General features: G+C 59.2%; 19 protein-coding genes. 8 read left to right on the top strand and 11 right to left on the bottom strand.

Going from position 1 to position 19,813, the window contains the following annotated elements:
- Positions 1-71 precede the first annotated feature (71 nt).
- From kduD to FHX15_RS31195, 4 genes are read right to left on the bottom strand one after another with little or no spacing between them, the layout of a single operon-like run.
- A complete protein-coding gene (gene kduD, locus FHX15_RS27390; protein ID WP_184401495.1) occupies positions 72-827 on the bottom strand; it encodes a 2-dehydro-3-deoxy-D-gluconate 5-dehydrogenase KduD in 756 nt (251 codons plus the stop codon).
- A gap of 5 nt (positions 828-832) precedes the next feature.
- Entirely contained in the window at positions 833-1,669 is an 837-nt protein-coding gene (kduI, locus tag FHX15_RS27385; protein ID WP_184401494.1) for a 5-dehydro-4-deoxy-D-glucuronate isomerase, read from the bottom strand.
- Complete coding sequence (locus FHX15_RS27380; RefSeq protein WP_246779108.1) at positions 1,659-2,300, bottom strand: GntR family transcriptional regulator; 642 nt, start codon at positions 2,298-2,300, stop codon at positions 1,659-1,661. Before FHX15_RS27380 ends, kduI begins: the two co-directional genes overlap by 11 nt.
- On the bottom strand, positions 2,288-2,446 hold the full coding sequence (locus tag FHX15_RS31195; protein WP_246779107.1) for a hypothetical protein: 159 nt from the start codon (positions 2,444-2,446) through the stop codon (positions 2,288-2,290). Before FHX15_RS31195 ends, FHX15_RS27380 begins: the two co-directional genes overlap by 13 nt.
- A gap of 440 nt (positions 2,447-2,886) precedes the next feature.
- On the opposite strand from FHX15_RS31195, the gene FHX15_RS27375 reads away from it, so the two are divergent.
- The 4 genes from FHX15_RS27375 (at position 2,887) to FHX15_RS27360 (ending at position 6,224) form a co-directional block, all read left to right on the top strand.
- On the top strand, positions 2,887-3,882 hold the full coding sequence (locus tag FHX15_RS27375; protein WP_184401493.1) for an ABC transporter substrate-binding protein: 996 nt from the start codon (positions 2,887-2,889) through the stop codon (positions 3,880-3,882).
- A gap of 100 nt (positions 3,883-3,982) precedes the next feature.
- On the top strand, positions 3,983-4,870 hold the full coding sequence (locus tag FHX15_RS27370) for a proline/glycine betaine ABC transporter permease (RefSeq protein WP_184401492.1): 888 nt from the start codon (positions 3,983-3,985) through the stop codon (positions 4,868-4,870).
- A complete protein-coding gene (locus FHX15_RS27365; protein WP_184401491.1) occupies positions 4,863-5,882 on the top strand; it encodes a glycine betaine/L-proline ABC transporter ATP-binding protein in 1,020 nt (339 codons plus the stop codon). The genes FHX15_RS27370 and FHX15_RS27365 overlap by 8 nt, the downstream gene beginning before the upstream one ends.
- 141 nt (positions 5,883-6,023) lie before the next feature.
- Positions 6,024-6,224, top strand: a complete 201-nt coding sequence (locus tag FHX15_RS27360) for a hypothetical protein (protein ID WP_184401490.1) — start codon at positions 6,024-6,026, stop codon at positions 6,222-6,224.
- Positions 6,225-6,489: 265 nt separating this feature from the next.
- Here the strand turns inward: FHX15_RS27360 and katG are convergent, their stop codons facing one another.
- A complete protein-coding gene (gene katG / locus FHX15_RS27355) occupies positions 6,490-8,673 on the bottom strand; it encodes a catalase/peroxidase HPI (protein WP_184401489.1) in 2,184 nt (727 codons plus the stop codon).
- 190 nt (positions 8,674-8,863) lie between these two features.
- Between katG and FHX15_RS27350 the strand changes: the two genes are divergently transcribed.
- From FHX15_RS27350 to FHX15_RS27340, 3 genes are all read left to right on the top strand, one after another.
- The gene (locus tag FHX15_RS27350; protein WP_184401488.1) at positions 8,864-9,778 is read left to right on the top strand and encodes a hydrogen peroxide-inducible genes activator; all 915 of its coding nucleotides are present in this window, start codon (positions 8,864-8,866) and stop codon (positions 9,776-9,778) included.
- Between the two features lie 213 nt (positions 9,779-9,991).
- Positions 9,992-10,678, top strand: a complete 687-nt coding sequence (locus FHX15_RS27345; protein WP_246779113.1) for an MgtC/SapB family protein — start codon at positions 9,992-9,994, stop codon at positions 10,676-10,678.
- 163 nt (positions 10,679-10,841) lie between these two features.
- Entirely contained in the window at positions 10,842-11,732 is an 891-nt protein-coding gene (locus FHX15_RS27340) for a Hint domain-containing protein (protein WP_184401486.1), read from the top strand.
- 313 nt (positions 11,733-12,045) lie between these two features.
- Here FHX15_RS27340 and FHX15_RS27335 read toward each other — a convergent pair whose 3' ends face one another.
- The 6 genes from FHX15_RS27335 to FHX15_RS27310 form a co-directional block, all read right to left on the bottom strand.
- A complete protein-coding gene (locus FHX15_RS27335; protein ID WP_184401485.1) occupies positions 12,046-12,819 on the bottom strand; it encodes an SDR family NAD(P)-dependent oxidoreductase in 774 nt (257 codons plus the stop codon).
- Positions 12,820-12,830: 11 nt separating this feature from the next.
- Positions 12,831-13,556, bottom strand: coding sequence for an SDR family oxidoreductase (locus tag FHX15_RS27330; protein WP_184401484.1), 726 nt, complete (start codon positions 13,554-13,556; stop codon positions 12,831-12,833).
- A 23-nt stretch (positions 13,557-13,579) separates the two neighbouring features.
- Positions 13,580-14,854, bottom strand: a complete 1,275-nt coding sequence (locus FHX15_RS27325) for a class II D-tagatose-bisphosphate aldolase, non-catalytic subunit (protein WP_184401483.1) — start codon at positions 14,852-14,854, stop codon at positions 13,580-13,582.
- The gene (locus FHX15_RS27320; protein WP_184401482.1) at positions 14,854-15,831 is read right to left on the bottom strand and encodes a sugar kinase; all 978 of its coding nucleotides are present in this window, start codon (positions 15,829-15,831) and stop codon (positions 14,854-14,856) included. Before FHX15_RS27320 ends, FHX15_RS27325 begins: the two co-directional genes overlap by 1 nt.
- Before the next feature lie 26 nt (positions 15,832-15,857).
- Positions 15,858-17,066, bottom strand: a complete 1,209-nt coding sequence (locus tag FHX15_RS27315; protein ID WP_184401481.1) for an ROK family protein — start codon at positions 17,064-17,066, stop codon at positions 15,858-15,860.
- A gap of 63 nt (positions 17,067-17,129) precedes the next feature.
- The gene (locus FHX15_RS27310) at positions 17,130-18,014 is read right to left on the bottom strand and encodes a sugar phosphate isomerase/epimerase family protein (protein WP_184401480.1); all 885 of its coding nucleotides are present in this window, start codon (positions 18,012-18,014) and stop codon (positions 17,130-17,132) included.
- Positions 18,015-18,298: 284 nt separating this feature from the next.
- Between FHX15_RS27310 and FHX15_RS27305 the strand changes: the two genes are divergently transcribed.
- On the top strand, positions 18,299-19,732 hold the full coding sequence (locus tag FHX15_RS27305) for an extracellular solute-binding protein (protein WP_184401479.1): 1,434 nt from the start codon (positions 18,299-18,301) through the stop codon (positions 19,730-19,732).
- The last annotated feature ends 81 nt before the right edge of the window (positions 19,733-19,813 follow it).

The following is a 19,813-nucleotide window of genomic DNA, read 5'->3' as shown; positions in this document are numbered from 1 at the left end:
AAGAAATTATCGATAAATCGTCAACATTTTGCTGCGAAACATTTGCCGCACTTGTCGATTGCTCGGAGTGCTCACCGCGCGAGCCAGCCTCCATCGACCGGCAGTACCGTACCATGCACATAGTCGGATGCGGATGACGCCAGGAACACGGCAGCACCACCGATATCGCCGGGCTCGCCCCAGCGGCCAGCCGGAATACGGGCAAGGATGCTCGCGTTGCGATCCGGATCTTCGCGCAGTGCCGCCGTGTTGTTGGTGATGAAATAGCCGGGGGCGATGGCGTTGACGTTCACGCCCTTTCCGGCCCATTCACAGGCAAGCAGGCGTGTCAGACCTGCAAGGCCGCTCTTCGAGGCGGTATAGGAGGGGATGCGGATGCCGCCCTGAAAGGAGAGCAGCGAGGCGATGTTGATGATCTTGCCGCGGCCCTTTTCGAGCATGTGACGGGCAGCGGCCTGAGACAGGAAGAAGGCCGTCTTCAGGTTGACGTTCATCACCGCATCCCAGTCTTCCTCGGAAAAATCGATCGCGTCAGCGCGGCGGATGATGCCGGCATTGTTGACGAGGATATCGAGACCACCAAAGCGCTCCAGCGCCTCCGCAACGATTGGCTTGGCCGGCTCGATCGTGCCGAGATCGGCCTTGATCACGTGGAATTTCGCGCCGGCGCTTGCCACCAACGCCTCCGTCTCGTCCATCGACGAGCGGCCGACGGCGACGATCGACGCACCGGCCCCAGCCAATGCGACGGCGATCCCCTGCCCGATGCCGGTATTGGCGCCGGTGACCACGGCGATCTTGCCGGAGAGATCGAAAAGAGCCTGCATCGCCATCACCTCAGATCGCCGATTGCGATATGGTCCATGTCGGTGAAGCTCTTGTTGTCACCGGCCATCGCCCAGACGAAGCTGTAGTTCTTGGTGCCGGCACCGGAGTGGATCGACCAGGGTGGCGAGATGATCGCCTGCTCGTTGGCGACGAGCATGTGCCGCGTCTCACCCGGCTCGCCCATGAAATGAAAGACACGTTGATCGGCGTCGAGATCGAAATAGAGATAGGCCTCCATGCGCCGGTCGTGCGTGTGGCTCGGCATGGTGTTCCAGATGCTGCCGGTCTCCAGGCTGGTAAAGCCCATCGTCAGCTGGCAAGACTGGCAGACGTCCGGATGAATATATTGGTAGATCGAACGCTTGTTGGCGGACGCTGCCTCGCCCGGCGTCAGATGCCGCGCCTTGTCGCGCGTCAGGAGCACGGTCGGGTGGCTTGCATGGGCCGGCGTCGAAACGAGGTAGAATTTCGCGGAATTGCCGGCATCAGCACTTTCGAAGCTGACATCGACGGCGCCCCTGCCGACATAGAGGCAATCATACTTCGCCAGAGTATAGGCGGTGCCATCGACGATGACGTAGCCGGAGTTGCCGACGTTCAGGACGCCGAGTTCGCGCTCCGCCAGAAATACATCCTGACCGATCGCCTTCGGCGCCGTAAGTGCCAAGGCCGTTTCGGCAGGTGTCGCACCGCCAATAACCATGCGGTCGTAGTGCGAATAGGTGAGCCTGATTTCGCCGGACAGAAATACCGTTTCGACCAGGAAATGACGCCGCAGCGTATCCGTATCGAACCCCTTGACGGCTTCGGGGTGGGAGGCGTGCCTTACATCAATCTGCATCGGAATTGTCCTTCTCTCCTGCGGATGCCCGCATCGTCGGGGCATCCTCGATAAAATAGGCCGGGTCGAGCATCTCGGCCTTTTCGACCTCGTGCAGCAGCTTGCCGAGATGGAACCCCATGGCCGCCCTCGCCCCATCTTTGTCGCCACTGCGCATGCAATCGATGACGGCGGCATGCTCCTCGATGACGCGCGTCAGACGCCCCTGCTGCGGCAGCGTCAGCAGGCGATAACGATCGCTGTGAACCTTGACCTGCTGGATGATTGCCCAGATGCCGGGAAAGCCGGCGATGTTGCTGATAAGCTTATGAAAGTCATTGTCTATGATGTGAAAGGTTGCGACATCGCCGTCGCGGTGGCAGGCGTCCAGATCGGCAAGATTGCGCTCCAGCGCTCGAAGCCCGACCGGCGTCATCTTCTCGACCGCGATCGAAACCGTCGTGTCCTCCAATGCCTTGCGCACGAGGATCGCCTCGTAAAGCGCACGGCGCGGAATCCGCGACACGAACGTGCCCGATTGCGGAAAGACGTCGACGAGTCCGTCGTCGCAAAGGCGGAGGATGGCTTCACGGATCGGCGTTCGGCTGACGCCGAACTCAGCTTCGGGCTCCTTCTCGTTTAACAATTCCATTGGCTTGCGGCGGAGCGAAACGATGTGTCGCGAAGCGCATGATAGACGAGGGTTGCCGCTCTTGGCGCCGCGGCCCGCTGATGCGAAAGCACCGTCACGCCCTGCAGGGAGCGCTTCTTGCGCGCGCTTCCGAATGGGGAATTCATCACCGCTCTCCATCGGCAAGAGTCAACAGTCGCGCGCCTGACCTGATTGGCGACCGCATGCTTCCCTCATTGCTGCGGAAGTAATATATTAGTATCTGACTTCCAACAAGAAACTTCTGGCCGTTGTGAAAACCTGCTTGCCGAGTGGGCGTGAGAACGGACGCGGCGACAACGTGATGTCGACGAGTGCGACAGCGAATTCGCCGATCAATCCGCAGTCGTATTGCTCATACAGCGCAACTGGACGTCGCCGAACCCGCTCCACCGTCCCATCAGCGACGCCGTATTTGAAACAGCATTGAAAGAAGGTTCTAACGCGCCATTTTTTGGCGCAACTAGAATGGCCGACGCGGCCCTAAAACAGTCTCAATGCAAGGGCCGGCGCGCGGTGCCGCCGGCGCCCGGGTTCAGGATGCACCGTGACCAGAGGGAACAAAAAAATGAAAGTACTTTTGGCATCCACCGTTTTCGCAGCCGGCGCCATGCTCGCAGGAACCACCTTTGCGGCCGATTGCGGCAATGTCACCATCGCGAGCATGAACTGGCAGTCGGCGGAAGTGGCCGCGAGCCTCGACAAGATCATCCTCGAGGAAGGCTATGGCTGCGCGGCTGAGATCGTAAGCGGCGATACCGTCCCCACCCTCACCTCCATGGCGGAAAAGGGAGAGCCGGACGTCGCGCCCGAAGCTTGGGTCAGCCTCCAGCCGGAACTCGTCAAGCGCGGCCTTGAAGGCGGCAAGGTCGTCGAGGGCGCGAAAATTCTGTCGGACGGCGCGATCCAGGGCTGGTGGATCCCCAAATACATCGCCGACGCCCATCCTGACATCAAAACCATTCCCGATCTCCTGAAGCATCCCGAACTCTTCCCGGCGCCGGAAGACAAGAGCAAGGGTGCCGTTTTCAACGGGCCGCAAGGCTGGGGCGGCACGGTCGTCACGGCCCAACTCTTCAAGGCTTATGGCGCCGACAAAGCGGGCTTTACGCTCGTTGATACCGGCTCTGCCGCCGGTCTCGATGGCTCGATTGCCAAAGCCTACGAAGGCAAGCAGGCTTGGGTCGGCTATTATTGGGCGCCGACCTCGCTGCTCGGCAAATACGAGATGGTCAAGCTCGGCTACGGCACGGAATATGATGCCGCCGAATGGAAGCGCTGTACTTCCGTTGCCGATTGCGCTGATCCCAAGCCCAATGCCTGGCCCGCAGACGATGTAAAGACCCTGATCAGTAAGAGTTTTGCCGATCGCGGCGGCCCTGCCATCGATTATCTGAAAAAGCGCGCCTGGACCAACGACACCGTCAACAAGCTGATCGCCTGGATGACCGATAACCAGGCAACCGGCGAAGATGGCGCCAAATACTTCCTGAAGAACAACGAGCCCCTCTGGAAGGACTGGGTCTCGCCGGAAGCCGCAGAAAAGATCAAGGCTTCGCTCTAATCACTCAGACATGGGCAGCCTTGCCGCTGCCCAGACAATCCTTCGGCGCGACGGCCAAAACAACAATCGGCCGCCGCCATTATCTATTTGGGGAACCGCTATGGATTGGCTCTGGAAATTTCCGACAATGAATGACGATGTGCTGCGCGAGCTGAAGAAGAGCGTCGACGAAGGTTTTCGCGCCTTCACGCGCGCCTATGGCGACAGCATCGAAGCAGCCTTCAGCCCGCTGCAAAGTTTTCTCATCTGGGCAGAACGGCTAATGACCGGCACGCCCTGGCCGGTCATTCTGATTGCTTTTGCCGCCATCGCCTGGTTTGCCAGCCGCAGCTGGAAGGTCGTCCTCGGCTGTGTTCTGACCCTCGCCATCATCGGCTATTTCGACATGTGGCAGGATACGATGAAGACGGTGTCGATGATCTTCGTCTGCACCGTGCTTTCGATCGTCATCGGTCTGCCGCTCGGCATCCTGATGGCGCGATCCGATACAATGCAGAGGATCGTCAACCCGATCCTCGATGTGATGCAGACCATGCCGAGTTTCGTCTACCTCATCCCAGTCGTCATGCTTCTTGGCATCGGTCGCGTGCCCGGTGTCATTGCCGTCGTCATCTATGCCCTGCCGCCGATGATCCGTCTCACCAATCTCGGCATCCGGATGGTGGACGAGAATGTGCTGGAGGCAGCTGATGCCTTCGGCTCGTCAAGCTGGCAGAAACTTCGCAACGTCCAACTGCCGCTGGCACTTCCCACCATCATGGCCGGTATCAACCAGACGATCATGATGGCACTCGCCATGGTGGTCATCGCTTCCATGATCGGCGTTCAAGGCCTTGGCCAGCCGGTTCTCAAGGCCATTTCGAACCAGTATTTCACCCTCGGCGTCTTCAACGGTCTCGCAATCGTCGGCATTGCCATTATCTTCGACCGGATAAGCCAAGCCTACGGCCTGCGGCTCCAGAAGCACCGGGAGATCGTGCATGGCTAGTAATTCGATCGAGATCCGTAGCCTCTTCAAGATCTTCGGCCCGCGCGGCCGCGACTATGTCGAAGCCGTCAGCAAGGGCATGTCGAAGACCGAGCTCAACAAGGTGCATGCTCATGTGCTAGGGCTGAAAGACATCAACATTACCATTCCCGGCGGGAAGATCACCGTCATCATGGGTCTTTCCGGCTCCGGCAAGTCGACGCTGATCCGTCACATCAACAGGCTGATCGATCCCACATCGGGCGAAGTCCTCTATGGCGGCGCAGATGTCTGCCGCATGGACGCCCTGCAGCTTCGCGAATTCCGGCGCCGGAAGACCGCCATGGTCTTCCAGCGTTTTGGACTTCTACCCCATCGCAACGTGCTGCAGAATACCGTCTATGGTTTGGAAATCCAGGGCGTCGCAAAAGCGGAGCGCGAGGACCGGGCCAATGCGTGGATCAAACGCGTCGGCCTGGAGGGTTTTGGCGGGCATTATCCGAACCAGCTTTCCGGCGGCATGCAGCAGCGTGTCGGCCTGGCGCGGGCGCTCACCAATGATGCCGAAATCCTACTGATGGACGAAGCCTATTCTGCGCTCGATCCGTTGATCCGCGTCGACATGCAGACCGTCCTCCTCGATCTGCAGAAAGACCTAAAGAAAACCGTCGTCTTCATCACTCACGATCTCGACGAAGCTCTTCGGCTCGGAGAGAAAATCGCCATCCTACGTGACGGTGAGGTCATCCAGCAGGGTACGGCGGCTGAGATCGTCCTCAATCCCGCCAACGATTACATCGCCGCCTTTGTGAAGGAGGTCAATCGCGGCCGGGTTATCAAGATCGGTGCTGTCGCGAAGCAAATTCCGGTCGAAAGCCAGCTGCGGCTTTGCGAAGACATGGACATCGAGGGCGCGCTGCGCGAAATGTCTCGCGCCAGCGTCTCCTCTGCCATCGTCGTATCACAGGACAACCATCCGCTGGGAGGCGTTTCGCTGCAGCAGCTGCTGGCGCTGCTCCTGCATCAGGCATAATAATGTTAAGCAATCAGGCGGCACCCGCTTCAAACGCGTGCTGCCGTTTAAACATGGTTAATTTTTTCGATATAATCATCTTTTAGAAGGAACCGAATGACACATCCGCGTGTTGATAGCACGCTGTGGAGGCCGCTAAAGATGTTCAAATTTTTCTCGATCAAGCCGTCGACCGAAGACTTGGGCGCGGACACCGGCACTTATGCCGACGGCATGACCGACCGCTACCATCATGATCTGACCAGCTGGGCCGAACGGCGTTTTCGCTCCGCCCACGAGCGTGATTATGGTGCAAGCCGCAAGATCCCCGAACACGCACTTGATAGCGCAGTCGGCAACTAGCCGACGCATCGTCTCTCTTTGCTGATATCAAAAAACATGCGCTCACCGCCGCGCCTATGCTTAGCGACATCTTGTGCGAACCCGGCGATACCGGACTGCCTCGCGAAAAATTCAGGGCTCTCAGCTGATGAGATTGCGAGGCCCCGCTGAAAGAGAAGACCGGCAAAGAATTGAGCTAACCGAGACCGAACAAGGGATGCATAGTTTCGATGGCGATCTACCTGTTTAGACGCGGCGTTCGCCGCGTCTAAAGGGAGCTTTTCAATCAGACGAGATCGAAGCGATCGGCGTTCATGACCTTGTTCCATGCCGCAACGAAATCCTTGACGAACTTCGCCTTGCCATCCGACTGGCCATAGACTTCAGCAAGGGCGCGAAGCTGTGAATGCGAGCCGAAGATCAAGTCGACGCGGGTGCCGGTCCACTTGAGTTCCTTCGTCTTACGATCGCGCCCCTCGTAGACGCCGTCCTTGCCGGGAACGGGAGCCCAGACGGTGCCCATGTCGAGCAGGTTGACGAAGAAGTCGTTCGTCAGCGTTTCCGGGCGCGCGGTGAAGACGCCATGCTCCGGCTTGCCCACCTTCAGGACCCGCAGACCGGCGACGAGCACGGTCATTTCAGGCGCAGTCAGCGTCAAGAGTTGAGCACGGTCGACGAGCGCCTCTTCGGGCTTCATGAACTGCTTGCGGTTGCTGTTCACATAGTTGCGGAAACCGTCAACACGCGGCTCCAGAACCGCGAAGGACGCAACGTCGGTCTGCTCGGCGGATGCATCCATGCGGCCCGGTGTAAACGGCACGACGATGTCGTGGCCGCCAGCCTTAGCCGCCTTCTCGACGCCGGCTGCACCTGCAAGCACGATCAAGTCGGCGAGCGAGATCTTCTTTCCGCTGCTCTGCGCAGCATTGAAGTCCTTCTGGATGCCCTCAAGAACACCCAGAACCTTGGCGAGCTGCGCCGGTTCATTGACCTCCCAATCCTTCTGCGGGGCAAGACGGATGCGCGCACCATTGGCGCCACCGCGCTTGTCGGAGCCCCGGAAGGTCGAGGCGGATGCCCAAGCCGTCGAGACCAGTTCCTGCACCGAAAGACCGGAGGCGGCGACCTTGCTCTTGAGAGCGGCGATGTCCTGGTCGTCGACAAGTGGATGGTCGACGGCCGGGATGACATCCTGCCAGATCAAGTCTTCGGCCGGCACTTCCTTGCCAAGGTAGCGCACCTTTGGCCCCATGTCGCGATGGGTAAGCTTGAACCAGGCGCGAGCAAAAGCATCGGCGAACTCAGCCGGGTTTTCCAGGAAGCGGCGCGAGATTTTTTCGTAGACCGGATCAAAACGCAGCGCCAGATCGCTGGTCAACATCGTCGGCAGTTGCTTTTTCGATGGATCGTACGCATCCGGAATGGTGGCTTCGGCGTTCTTTGCAACCCATTGCTTAGCGCCGCCCGGGCTCGTCGTCAGTTCCCATTCGAAACCGAAGAGGTTTTCGAAGAAGTAGTTGCTCCACTTCGTCGGGGTCTGTGTCCAGGTGACTTCGAGACCACTACCGATGGCATCGCGTCCGACGCCGCTGTTGAACGTGCTCGCCCAGCCCAGGCCCTGGGCTTCGAGCTCGCCACCTTCCGGATCGATGCCGACGAAGGACGGATCGCCCGCACCATGGGTCTTGCCGAAGGTATGGCCGCCGGCAATCAGCGCGACGGTCTCCTCGTCGTTCATTGCCATACGGGCGAAGGTCTCGCGGATGTCGCGAGCGGATGCGAGCGGATCGGGAGTGCCGTTCGGGCCTTCCGGGTTGACATAGATGAGGCCCATCTGCACGGCGCCAAGCGGCTCTGCCAGCTCGCGTTCGCCGCTATAGCGCTCGTCGCCGAGCCAGGTGCCTTCCGGACCCCAATAGAGCTCTTCCGGTTCCCAGACGTCGGCACGGCCGCCGGCGAAACCAAAGGTCTTGAAGCCCATGGATTCGAGCGCGACATTGCCTGTCAGGATCAGCAGGTCAGCCCAGGAAATGCTGTTGCCGTATTTCTGCTTGATCGGCCAGAGCAGGCGGCGGGCCTTGTCGAGGTTGACGTTGTCAGGCCAGGAGTTGAGCGGTGCAAAACGCTGCTGTCCCTGACCGGCGCCGCCGCGGCCGTCGGTGATGCGGTAGGTCCCGGCACTATGCCAGGCCATGCGGATGAACAGGCCGCCGTAATGGCCAAAGTCTGCCGGCCACCAGTCCTGAGAATCCGTCATCAATGCATGAAGATCCTTCTTCACCGCATCGAGATCGAGCTTCTTGAACTCCTCGGCATAGTCGAAATCCTTGCCCATCGGATCGGAAAGAGCGGAATGATGGTGCAGGACCTGCAGGTCGAGCTGGTTTGGCCACCAGTCGCGATTGCGGCTGCCGCGGAAAGCCGAATGGTCAACGGGACATCTGCCCGCACTGTCAGGTTTCTGGTCCATAGTTTTCTCCTGTTGTTCCAGACGACCCTTCTGAAGTCGCCTTGTCCGTTAAACTATTGGGCCTGATTGCGCGCCTGCACCTCGCTCCAAGGCGATAAAGGCGGCACGCATCCTCCCTCTCATTTTGTTTTATCGGAAGCATGTGATAAATTTAAGTTGGATTTACTGATGACTGCGATAAGTTCGGCTTATGACCAACGTTACTCTCAGGCAGCTGCGCTATTTTGAAGCTTTAGCACGTCATGGCCGCTTCCGGCATGCCGCCGACGCCTGTGCGATTTCGCAGCCTGCTTTGTCCATGCAGATCAAGGAACTCGAAGAAGAGCTCGGTGGGAATCTCTTCGAACGTGGTGCGCGAGAGGTCAGGCTGACCGCCTTCGGACAGCTCTTTGCGCTGAGGGTTCGTGACATTCTGCGCGCCGTTGACGAACTGGGGGATCTTGCCCGCGCATCTCAGGACAAGCTGCTGACGCGACTGCGGATCGGCATCATTCCGACAATTGCACCCTATCTGCTGCCGGCGATCATCAGCGATCTGAACAGAACCTTTGACAATATCGAGATCCAGGTCCGCGAGACGCTAACGGCAAGACTTGTGCATGAAGTCGCGCAGGGCGAACTGGATCTGGCGATCGTCGCATTACCGGTATCGGAACCATCACTCACGGAGATCAAGCTGTTTGAAGAGGAATTTGTGTTGGTCCGGCATCGCGAAGACGAAGGCAAGCCGGTGCCGGAACCAGAAGCGCTGCGCGAAATGCGCCTGCTGCTGCTGGAAGAAGGACATTGCTTTCGTGATCAGGCCCTGTCTTTCTGCGGCATAGAATCGACGCGTCCCAGGGAGATCATGGAGGGCAGCTCGCTTTCGACGCTGGTGCAGATGGTCAGCGCCGGCATTGGCGTTACGCTTATTCCCGAAATGGCAGTGCCGGTGGAGACGCGCTCGGCAGATGTTTCCATTTCCCGGTTCCGCACGCCGCGACCTCTGCGCACGATCGGAATCATCTGGCGCAATTCGACGCCACTGGTCAAACAGCTCCTGATAATTTCAGATGTTATCCGCCATTCGGCCGGAAGTCTGCGCCAACATGTATCCGCGGAATGAGCCTCCAGCACCTGCCGATTTCGTGACCGGCCTTGCTACCCCGCTGACGGATTCTACTGGTCGGCTTGCCGGCTGCGCTCTAGTTTTCCGCGCGAAAAACATACGGCAGCGATCCGGTTTTAGCGCCCTTGCATAAGGCCGATGCCTCCATATCGCGAGCCAAAGACGCTGATCGGTGACAAGGGGAGCGCGCACTTGGATTTGATCGACCTGATGCCAATCACGCCGAGCTGGACGGAGATCGCAATCCGACTGACCGCAACGATCATCGCCGGCGCATTTATCGGCCTCGACAGGGAGCGAGGGGGGCATGTCGCCGGACTGCGCACAACCATCCTCGTCGGACTAGCTGCCTGTCTGTCGATGATCCAGGCAAACATCCTTTTGGCGACGAGCCAGAGCGCCAATGGTTCAATGGACATCTTGCGCTTCCCACTCGGCGTCCTTACCGGCGTCGGCTTTATAGGCGGCGGAGCGATCCTGAAAAGGGGCGACGTCGCAACCGGAGTGACCACGGCGGCCACTCTGTGGCTGATCACGGCAATCGGCTTGTGCTTCGGCGGTGGACAGATCATGGTCGGGACCATCGTGACCATCCTTGCCGTCCTGATCCTTTCCCCTCTCAAACAGGTAGACCGGTGGGTATCTGGTCAACAGAAAGGCGTTGTCGTCATCAAACTGCCGGTCGACGCCGGCATTCCGAATTTGAAGACTATCGCTGTCGAGCTTTCCGAAGCGACGTTTACAGGGCTCACAGATAGCAATGACGGCCATCGCGAGCTGATCTACGAGATCAGATGGAAGTCCGTTCGAGGTGTTCCCGGCGCGGATCACATTGCGGCATCACTGGAAGAGCACTTCTTTGTTACGCGCTTTGAGCATCGCGCTGTCGTGTCATAGAGCATTGGCTTGCGCTCCTATGGCAAGTGACTGCTCCCTTCACCAGGGCTACATCTATTGGCTACTCCCTTTTGAGTAAGCACCACCGCTGTTCTGCGAATTGAACAGAGGGCAACCTATTGTAATATTTAACGCAGTTGTCATTTCAAAATAGGAGACCAGCATGTCCTCCAGAGAAGATCCGAAGCTGCCACGTCACGCCGCGCGCAGGCATTTTTTAGGTATTGCCGCTGCCGCCGGCGCTAAGCTTGCCGGCTTGGCCGCCTTGGCGACGGCAATTTCGACGTCTCCCACAAGCGCCATGGGGCGCCATTGGGGGCGAGGCGGCTCTGGTGGACACGGAGGCCCTGGTGGACACCCCGATGGACACGGAGGTCCCGATGGCGGTGGTCCGGGTGGAGGGTTTGGTGGCGGTGGCGCAAACTGCTTCCTGCGCGGGACGGCGATCCTCACAGATTGCGGTGAAAGGCCGGTCGAGCATCTGCGCATCGGCGACCGCGTTGCCCTTCCCGACGGCAGCGCCCTTCCGATCAAGTGGATCGGCCGCCAAGCCTTCAAGAAGAGCGGCGCGCACTGGCATAAAAACGTTGTGCCGATCCGCGTCTCCCGCGGTGCGCTGGACGGTCGCACACCACATTGCGATCTCTACCTGTCGCCCGGACATGCGCTGTTTCTGGACGGCGTTCTGATCCAGGTGAAAGAACTGGTGAACGGCACGACAATCGCACCAGTCATTCCGGCCGACGACACCGCGATCGAGTATTACGCCGTCATGCTCGATACGCATGAAGTCATACTCGCCGAAGGGGCAGCCGCCGAGAGCTTCCATCTCAAGGATAGCAATCACGAGATCTTCTCGAACTTTGCCGAATATAAGCGCCTCTATGGGGAAGAGAAGGTTGTGATGGCATCCTATGCGCCAGTGCTGGGAGGCGGCTGGATGCACTTGAAAGCGCTTCTCCTGCTTGGCGTTTCCCCACTCGTGCCAAGGCGCGATCCGCTCGGCGAGGCCTGTGAGAAGATCAATGCGCAAGCCAAGGAGCTGTCGTTCTGACAACTGCGGGATTGCTTGGAAGCCGCTGGAGGCTTCCGAGCTCTCGATTTCAGGCAACATAGATCCCACCGTCGACATGACCCTCAAGCCGTTGACGAGGGTATCCGCTGAAGTGGGGAAAGGCGCAGCTTGGGCCAGGTCTTCGGGACGACAAAGATGCCCTGCCCGTATCAGATCCGCCATTTGCGGTTGAAATAGCGGGCGATTGCTTTCCCTGACGCCAAGCTTTCCCGGGATCTCGGTCTCAACAGCGCCGGGCTGAGAGGCCGGCGGCATTACCGGCTCCTCAATATTATCCAAGAAAGGTACGCGTCTACCAGCAGGTAAATCCTGCATCGACGTTGACGATTGCTCCGGTCATCAGGCTTGCCGCACCGGATGCGAGGAAGAGGACCGCGCTTGCGACCTCCTCCGGCGCGCCCATTCGCCCCATTGGCGTGTCGGCGAGCCAGATTGGAATTCGCTCCCGATTGGCTTCGACAGCCGCGACCATCGGCGTTTCGATATAGGTCGGGGCAACCGCGTTGATCCTTACGCCGTGCTGCGCCCATTCGGCGGCCATGGACCGGGTGAGGTGATGAACGGCAGCCTTAGAAACGTTGTAAGCCGTCTGCGGCTGTGGACGGTTACAGATGATGCCGGACATCGAGCCGAGATTGACGATCGCCCCGCGTTTCATCGCCACCATATGGCGGCCGAAGGAACGCGAGCACCAAAACACGCCATTGACGTTGACATTCATCATCCGCAGCCAATCGGCATCCGTCACATCTTCGGCGGCAATTCCGTTCTGGCCGATGCCTGCATTGTTCACCAGGATTGTCGCCGGGCGGCCGCTGGCGGCGAGTTCATTGGCGATCGCCTCCATGCGCGCAGAATCGGTCACGTCGCCGAGGCGCAGCTCGATGTTGTATCCTTTGTCTTTGAGCGCCAGAGCCTGTTCTGCATCGGATTCATTGCGCTCTATGACGACGACGGCTGCACCGGCTTCGGCGAGTGCGTGGGCGCAGCAAAGTCCGATGGCGCGCCCGCCGCCGGTGACGACGGCGCGTTCGCCGTCAAGCCGGAATTTCTCCTGGTAACTCATGGTTCAGCTCCTCAAATATCAAAGGCGCTTGGGAGAACGACGATGTCCCGGATCGTCACATTGCGGGGCCGCGTCAGCATGAACATGATGGCGTCCGCTACCTCCTTGGGTTCGATCAGTGCGCCGGCCTCCTTCGCCTTGCGCAGGTTTTCCTCCGGCCAGTCGGCAAGCAGCGCGCTGATGACTGGCCCCGGCGAAACGGAGCCGACACGAATGCCGCTTTTCAGCAGCTGGCGACGCATCGTCTGGACGAAGCAATGCATTGCCCATTTTGATGGCGAATAGACCGGCTCCCATGGAACGGGTGCATGGCCCGCGACTGAGCTTGTGACGATGATGTCACCGGTGCCGCGTTCAACCATGTGCGGAATGACGGTCCTGACGTTCTTGATGACGACGTTGACGTTCAGGTTCAGCATCCGGTCGATCGCGTCCAGATTGGCATCTGCGAGGTCTCCGCCGATGTAGGTGCCGGCATTGGCATGCAGAATGTCGAGTTGCCCGACCTTCGACAACGCGCGGTCGAGAAGCGCAGCACATGCCTGCGGATCGAGCAGATCCAGAGCCAGAGGTATCGCTTGCTCGCCAAGTCGTTCGCAAGCCGATTCCAGTGCCTTCTCGTCGCGATCGACGAGGACGACCGTGGCGCCCGCCGCGATCATTGCCTCCGTCGACGCCATCCCGATACCCGATGCCGCGCCGGTGATTGCTGCGACCTTCCCTTTCAATTCAGTCATTCTTTCCTCCTCAGTTGAGCGGCTTATCTGCTTGCGCCGCATGCTGCATGATAGATTGCAAGGCTCTTCGTCACCCGCCAGATCAGAACCTCCTCGGGATCCAGTGGTGCTTCAGAAAACTGCTCTGCTTGCCGCATGTGTTGCCAGAACAGTGGGAGCGGCACGCGTTTTCCGGCAAGCGCCTGGCAAAGACGTGCGACTGCCGACTGCGCCTCCTTCGATGCCCAATAGTATCGGATGCGATCGGATAGCGAAAAATGGCGAAGCCAGCGCTGCTCATCATCAGTGCCGTGATAATGACGGCACCAGTTTTCCGGGTGCGCCAGCATGAGCGCCTCCATCGCGGTATATAGCGGACGCTCGCCATAATCAGGCACGAGATCAGACGCGATCAGATCAAGCCCATAGAGCGCCTCGCGCAGCACGAAGGTCAATTCCGGACCAACCTTGAGAATAGGAAACCCATCTTCGACCAACCCGCGTAGCGGATCGGCGCCCTGATAATCGGTGGAATGGGCCTCGAACACGAATTGCGGCTCGTCCTGGAGCACCTGCCTCAACCCATCGATCTTGCTGGGGTCGTAGCGGATGACGTTGCGGTTATCGAATTCCACACCCGGCTGCACCACCAGACCGATGGCGCGCGCAAACGCCTCTGTGAGACCCGCCCCGGCGAAGACACGGCGATGGATATCGATCGTCCGGCGGGCGGCCAGCGCTGCAGTCGGCTCGATCGCGGTCAGCGCGTGATCAGCGCCGCCAGGCGCAGGGACCTCGGTGCCGATCACATAGACCGGCATCGCGCCCGCTCCTCGTCTGGCCGAAGCCTCCGCGACAGCGGCTAACCGCGCAGCGCGATGAGCCGTGGTTTCGTCATCCAAAGCGGCCGGCTCACCCATGCACCCCATCGACGTATCCAGATGGATCTTGCCGAATCCGGCATCGACATAGGCCGCCACCATTCTTTCGGCTTCCACCATGGCCGCCTCAGCCGTATGTTCCCTCCAAGGGTTCGGTCCAAGATGATCACCGCCAAGCACGATGAGGTTTTCCGGGCAGTTCTCCTCGTCGGCAATGCGCAGCACAAGTGCGGCAAAATCCGCAGGCGTCATCCCCGTATAGCCGCCAAGATGATTGACTTGGTTGCAGGTGGCCTCGATCAAGATCGTGCTCGAATGATCACGGCCGTGGCGCAACGCTGCCCGCAGGATAATCGGATGGGCCGAGCAGACCGAGGTGATCCCTGCGTGACGGCCCTGTGCCCTGAGTGGCGCCAGTTCGTTCAACTTAATATGCATCAGGAGCGCCTTTGCGTCGAGGCGATGAAGGCATCGAGTTCCTCGCGCGTGCCTGCCCCCTCCATCGGGCCGAGGACCGATACATTGCGCGCCCCTGCCGCTGAACCATATGTGAGCGCTTCCGATGGAGGCATTCCGAGCCGTCTACACGTAAGATATGCCCCGCCGAAGCAATCGCCGGCTCCGGTCGGATCGACCTCCTCGACGAGGAAAGCGGGAACATCGATCCGTTCGCCCGTCTTGCCGAAATAGCTCGCGCCCTTCGCACCCCGCTTCAGCACGATCTCCTTCACGCCGATTTCGAACAGACGGCTGATCGCCTCAGCTTCGCCGGTGACGCCTGCGGCTCGTTCAAGCTCCTCGCCCGAAGGCAGCAGAAGATCGGCCGTGGCGACAAGTTCGGCAAAGCGGCGCTCCGTGTCGCCATCGAGCTGCAATTCCTTGCGGATGTTCGGATCGATCGAGAGCGTGCCGCCCCGCGCCTTGACGATGTCGACCGCCTTGTCGATCACCTCTCGCGCGCTCGGAACGGAGAGAGCCGAACCCATGACATGAAGATGTCCGCTCCGGCGAATGAGATCGCTAACGCCTTGAGACCAGCCAAAGCGTGCGGCCGCCGACTTCGCAATGTTGTAAACGAAGTCACGCGACCCGTTCGTGCGGTAGCGGACGAAGGCGCTGCCGGTCGGGAATTCGGGATCGACGGAAATGGTCGACACATCGACACCGTCGTTTCGGAGGCGATCGACATTGACACGACCGAAATCGTCGCTGCCGACCGCGCCTACCATTGCTGCCGCTCCGCCGAGCCGTCCGCATTGCGAGACAAAAATCGCCGGCGCCCCGCTCGGGAATGGTCCGACGAGCGGCTGAGCCTCGAGAAACCCCTCTCCGATCGTTGTGGCAACGATCTCGACCAGGATTTCGCCGACGCAAACGGTAGGACCGAGATGATCCGGAGCCAGCACTGAAGTCATTGCAATCCTGCTTTCAATAGGTGTCGCTAAATTGATCGCTGCGCCGTACCGTCCTCACCGCTGAATTCCTCGTTTTCGAGCGACAGGAAACGTTGGTGCAACATGCATGCCGCCCCGAAGGCGGAGCCGAACTCCGCATCGTCATCCACGACGATCCTGGGGGTCGGGAAGGGAATATTCTGGCTCTCCGACATGTGAACCGCCACGCGGGCGGCCACCATCGGATAGAGCGATGCCACAGAACCGCCGAGAACGATCCGGTCCGGATCGATCAGACGACAGGCCTGCAGAAGCGCATAGGCAAGGTGCCGCGACCAGGTCTCAGCTATGTTCACAGCATCCGGAACACGATCACGCACGTCGATCAGGAACTCTTGAAGATCGCCGTCCGCCCGTCCGGTTGCCTCCCGATATTGCCTGATCAGCACTTCTCGGCCGATTAATTGCTCGAATTTCTGCCCACCGCTCCCCGGCACCAGCGTGTGGCCGATTTCGCCGGCCAGACCGTGGCCGCCACGAAACAGTTTCCCGTCGATCACGATCCCTCCGCCGACGCCGGTCTCCATGAGCAAAAAGAGCGTTACACCGGCAGCGCCGTGACGATAACTGTCACCAATTGCGAAAGCATTGGCATCGTTTTCGACCGCGATCGGCACATCAGTCGGAAAGGCGCTCCGGCCAATCTCCTTCAATGGCACGTCACGCCATCCGATGATCGGTGCAAGCGCGACAAATCCATCCGGCCGGATATGTGCCGGCGTGGATATGCCAAAGCCCTTGCAGCGCTGCAGCATGCCCTTCGACATGGCATCCGTGATCAGTTCGATAGCGCGCCCCACTGCCTCTTCCACCGTCGCAGACGGCGTTTGGAAGGCCAGCTTGCGGCAGACTCTGACGTCTGCAGACAGATCCACGACGACGGCCGATATGTGCTCGACGCCGATCTCTATGCCGACGAAGAAGGCGGCTTCCGCAACCAGTTCGAGCATGATGCCCGGACGGCCGGCGCGCGACTGCTCCGGGCGCTGCTTGCTGCTCTCCTCCGACTCCTGAACAAAACCGCTCTGCGTCAGCTCGGCAACGATCTCTCCTGACGACGAGCGGTTCATTCCAAGCTTGCGCGCCAGATCGGCCCGGCTCAGGCGGCGGTGGCTGTAGATCGTCTGCAGCGCTGCGACGATATTGTTCTGCCTGATCTTGCGCGGTGAGCTTCCGATGGAGACCGTGTCGTTCATGTTTATTCCCTTCAAATCGACCGCTCCAGCCTACACTTACGGAGCAGATCGGCAGAAGGATTATCAGGGGCGCGCGTTCGTGACGCGGCGCCGTTTGGCTTCTTCATATTTCATTTCGATATACCGTTTGGCGTGGGCGGCCAGCGGATCATTGTCCGTCCACGTATCGCGCCAGATTGCGCAGGCGAGTGAAAGGCCTTCATCGACGACGGCAGTCGAAAAGCTCTCGAACACGATGTCGCGCTTATAGTCGATGTCGAGCAGCGCATCGAAAATCAGATCGAAGTTGATGACGCCGTCGCCAAGATAACCGCGATTGCTTTCGCCGATATGGAAGTAGCCGATCTTGTCGCCGGCAAGGCGGATTGCCGCGGCCGGATTTGCTTCCTCGATATTCATGTGGAAAGTATCGAGGTGCAGCCGGACGTGGTCCGACCCGGTCTCGGAGATGAATTTCAGCCCCTGGGCCGTCGTGTTCAGAAGGTTTGTTTCGAACCGGTTGACGATCTCGAGCACGAGATCGACCTTGGCATCCTTCGCGATATCAGCCGTTGCGGCGATAGCGGCGACGCTGTTGTCCCAGCCCTTCTTCGTCGGCTGCCGGTTATATTTTGTGTGCGCGGAATAAAGGATGCCGCCAAGTTTGTTCCCGCCGATGTCGCGGACTGCACGCACGGCATCGGCCAGCACCTGCCTGCCAGCCGAGACGGCCTGCGCATCCTCGCTTGAAATATCCTTGTCGATCGGCAAGCCCATCGTCACGCCGATCTCGACATCGAGCGACTGCGCAAGTTTCGCCAGACGATCGAGATTAAATTTCTCGGGGCGCAGATAGGCGAATTCGATTGTGCGATACCCGTGCTCGGCCGTTTTGTTGAGGGCCATTTCAAGGCCTTCGTGAGTTTGGCCGCCTGTCCATACAAATGAGTGGATACCCAATCGGCGCATAACCTCTGCCCTCAATGAAAAGCCCTTTATCAGGCAACAGCTAAGGCATTTAGTATGGCAAAGCAACAAATAAATTTCGCATGCTAGGCGTTTTGTCGAACAAAAATTCGTTGCGGTGCAGCAATTTGACTGCGTAGGCCTCAACCGGGTGAATTAGTGTCCATCGAAATCAATAGCCTAATGCCATCTATTTGCATGCTTAGACAACAAATATTGCGGGAATGGTATTTTTGGTCTACATATGGCTCGGCGACATAATCTCGCTGCTATCTGGGAGGATTGAAATGAATTATGCTTTGAAGGCTAGCGCGCTTGCGCTGACGCTCAGCCTCGCCACCGCCGCTTCGCCGGCTTGGGCAGATTTCTGGTCCGACGCCGGCGCCAAGTTCAAGGGCGTAACCTTGCATGGCGTGACCGAAAGCACGCCGCCGTCCAATTACATCAAGAATGTGCTGGCTCCAGAATTCGAAAAGAAGACCGGCATCAAGGTCGAAATCGAGACGACGTCCTGGGATCAGATGTACGACAAGGCCATCAAGGATATGGAGGCCAAGACCGGCATCTATGACATGGTCTATATCGAGCAGGACATCATCTACTCGTACCTGTCCCGGAATTTCCTCGTCGACATCACTCAGACGCTGAAGGATAAGGCGGATCTGAAGGCGCCGACCTACGACGACGCGAACTTCACCAGCTTCGCCGACTACTTCAAGGACAAGAACGGCGATCTCTTTGGCGTACCGATGGAAGCGTTCCTGAAGACCTACCTCTACCGCAAGGACCTTTTTGAAGATCCGAAGATCAAGGAAGCGTTCAAGAAGGAAACCGGCAAGGATCTGAAACCGGCCACCACGCATGAAGACTACACGCAGATCGCCGAATTCTTCACCAAGTACGGCAAGGATAACGGCGTTGAGCTTTGGGGCACGACTGCCCAGGCTCATACGGGTCACGCTGCGTCCTGGTACGAGTTTTTCGAATCCATCGTGCCGACTTTCGGCGTCTACAACTGGGGCATCGACGCCAGCAACAACTATGCAGCGACGGTCGAGCATGGTGGCGCGATGAACAGCGATAAAGCGAAGGCTGCACTGAAATACTGGCTGCACCTGCGCGACATCGCTCCGCCGGAATCAACTCAGTCGACCTGGACGGAAACCGCTACGACCTTCGCTGCCGGCCGCGTCGCTCAAGGGTTGATCTACGGCGAAAACGCCGCATGGATCGCCAGCGATCCTGCACAGTCTAAGGTGGTCGGCAAGGTTGGTTTTGCCCTGCCGCCGCTTGAGCCAGGCGTTCTGGAGGATGCAAAGTCCGGAAAGGGCTACATCGGCTACTATGACGGCGGCGCCTTCGGCCTGCCGGTGACGTCCAAGAACAAGGACGCAGCCCTGCTCTTCCTCCAATTCATGGGTCAGAACGACGTGCAGCCGGACTGGGCGATTGCTGCACCGCGCATCACCAACAAGGCAACCTTCGACGATCCAAAGGTCAAGGCGATGGACGTCAAGCTGGGCGGTTTCTACACAATGCTCAAGGACGAAGGTAAACTCTTCGCCGGCGCCCCTCCCTATCCGTTCCACGCCCAGCTGCGTGAAGCAACCCTGCCGATCTTTTTCGATATCCTGACCGGCAAGATCGCGCCCGACCAAGGGCTCGATCAGATGGCTGCCAAGACGGAAGAAGAGCTGACATCCCTCGGCTATCGCAAATAAGTCATCCTCCCCACCTTGGCGGGTCGTCTTCGTTGGCGGCCCGCTCCTTTTCTGGCTCAAGAGGCACCCCTGAGGGGGCCG

This window comes from Rhizobium sp. BK650 (assembly GCF_014195325.1).
Taxonomy (GTDB): Bacteria; Pseudomonadota; Alphaproteobacteria; order Rhizobiales; family Rhizobiaceae; genus Rhizobium.
The sequence above is the reverse complement of the archived record's forward strand: the minus strand, read 5'-3'. Positions and strand labels throughout refer to the sequence as shown.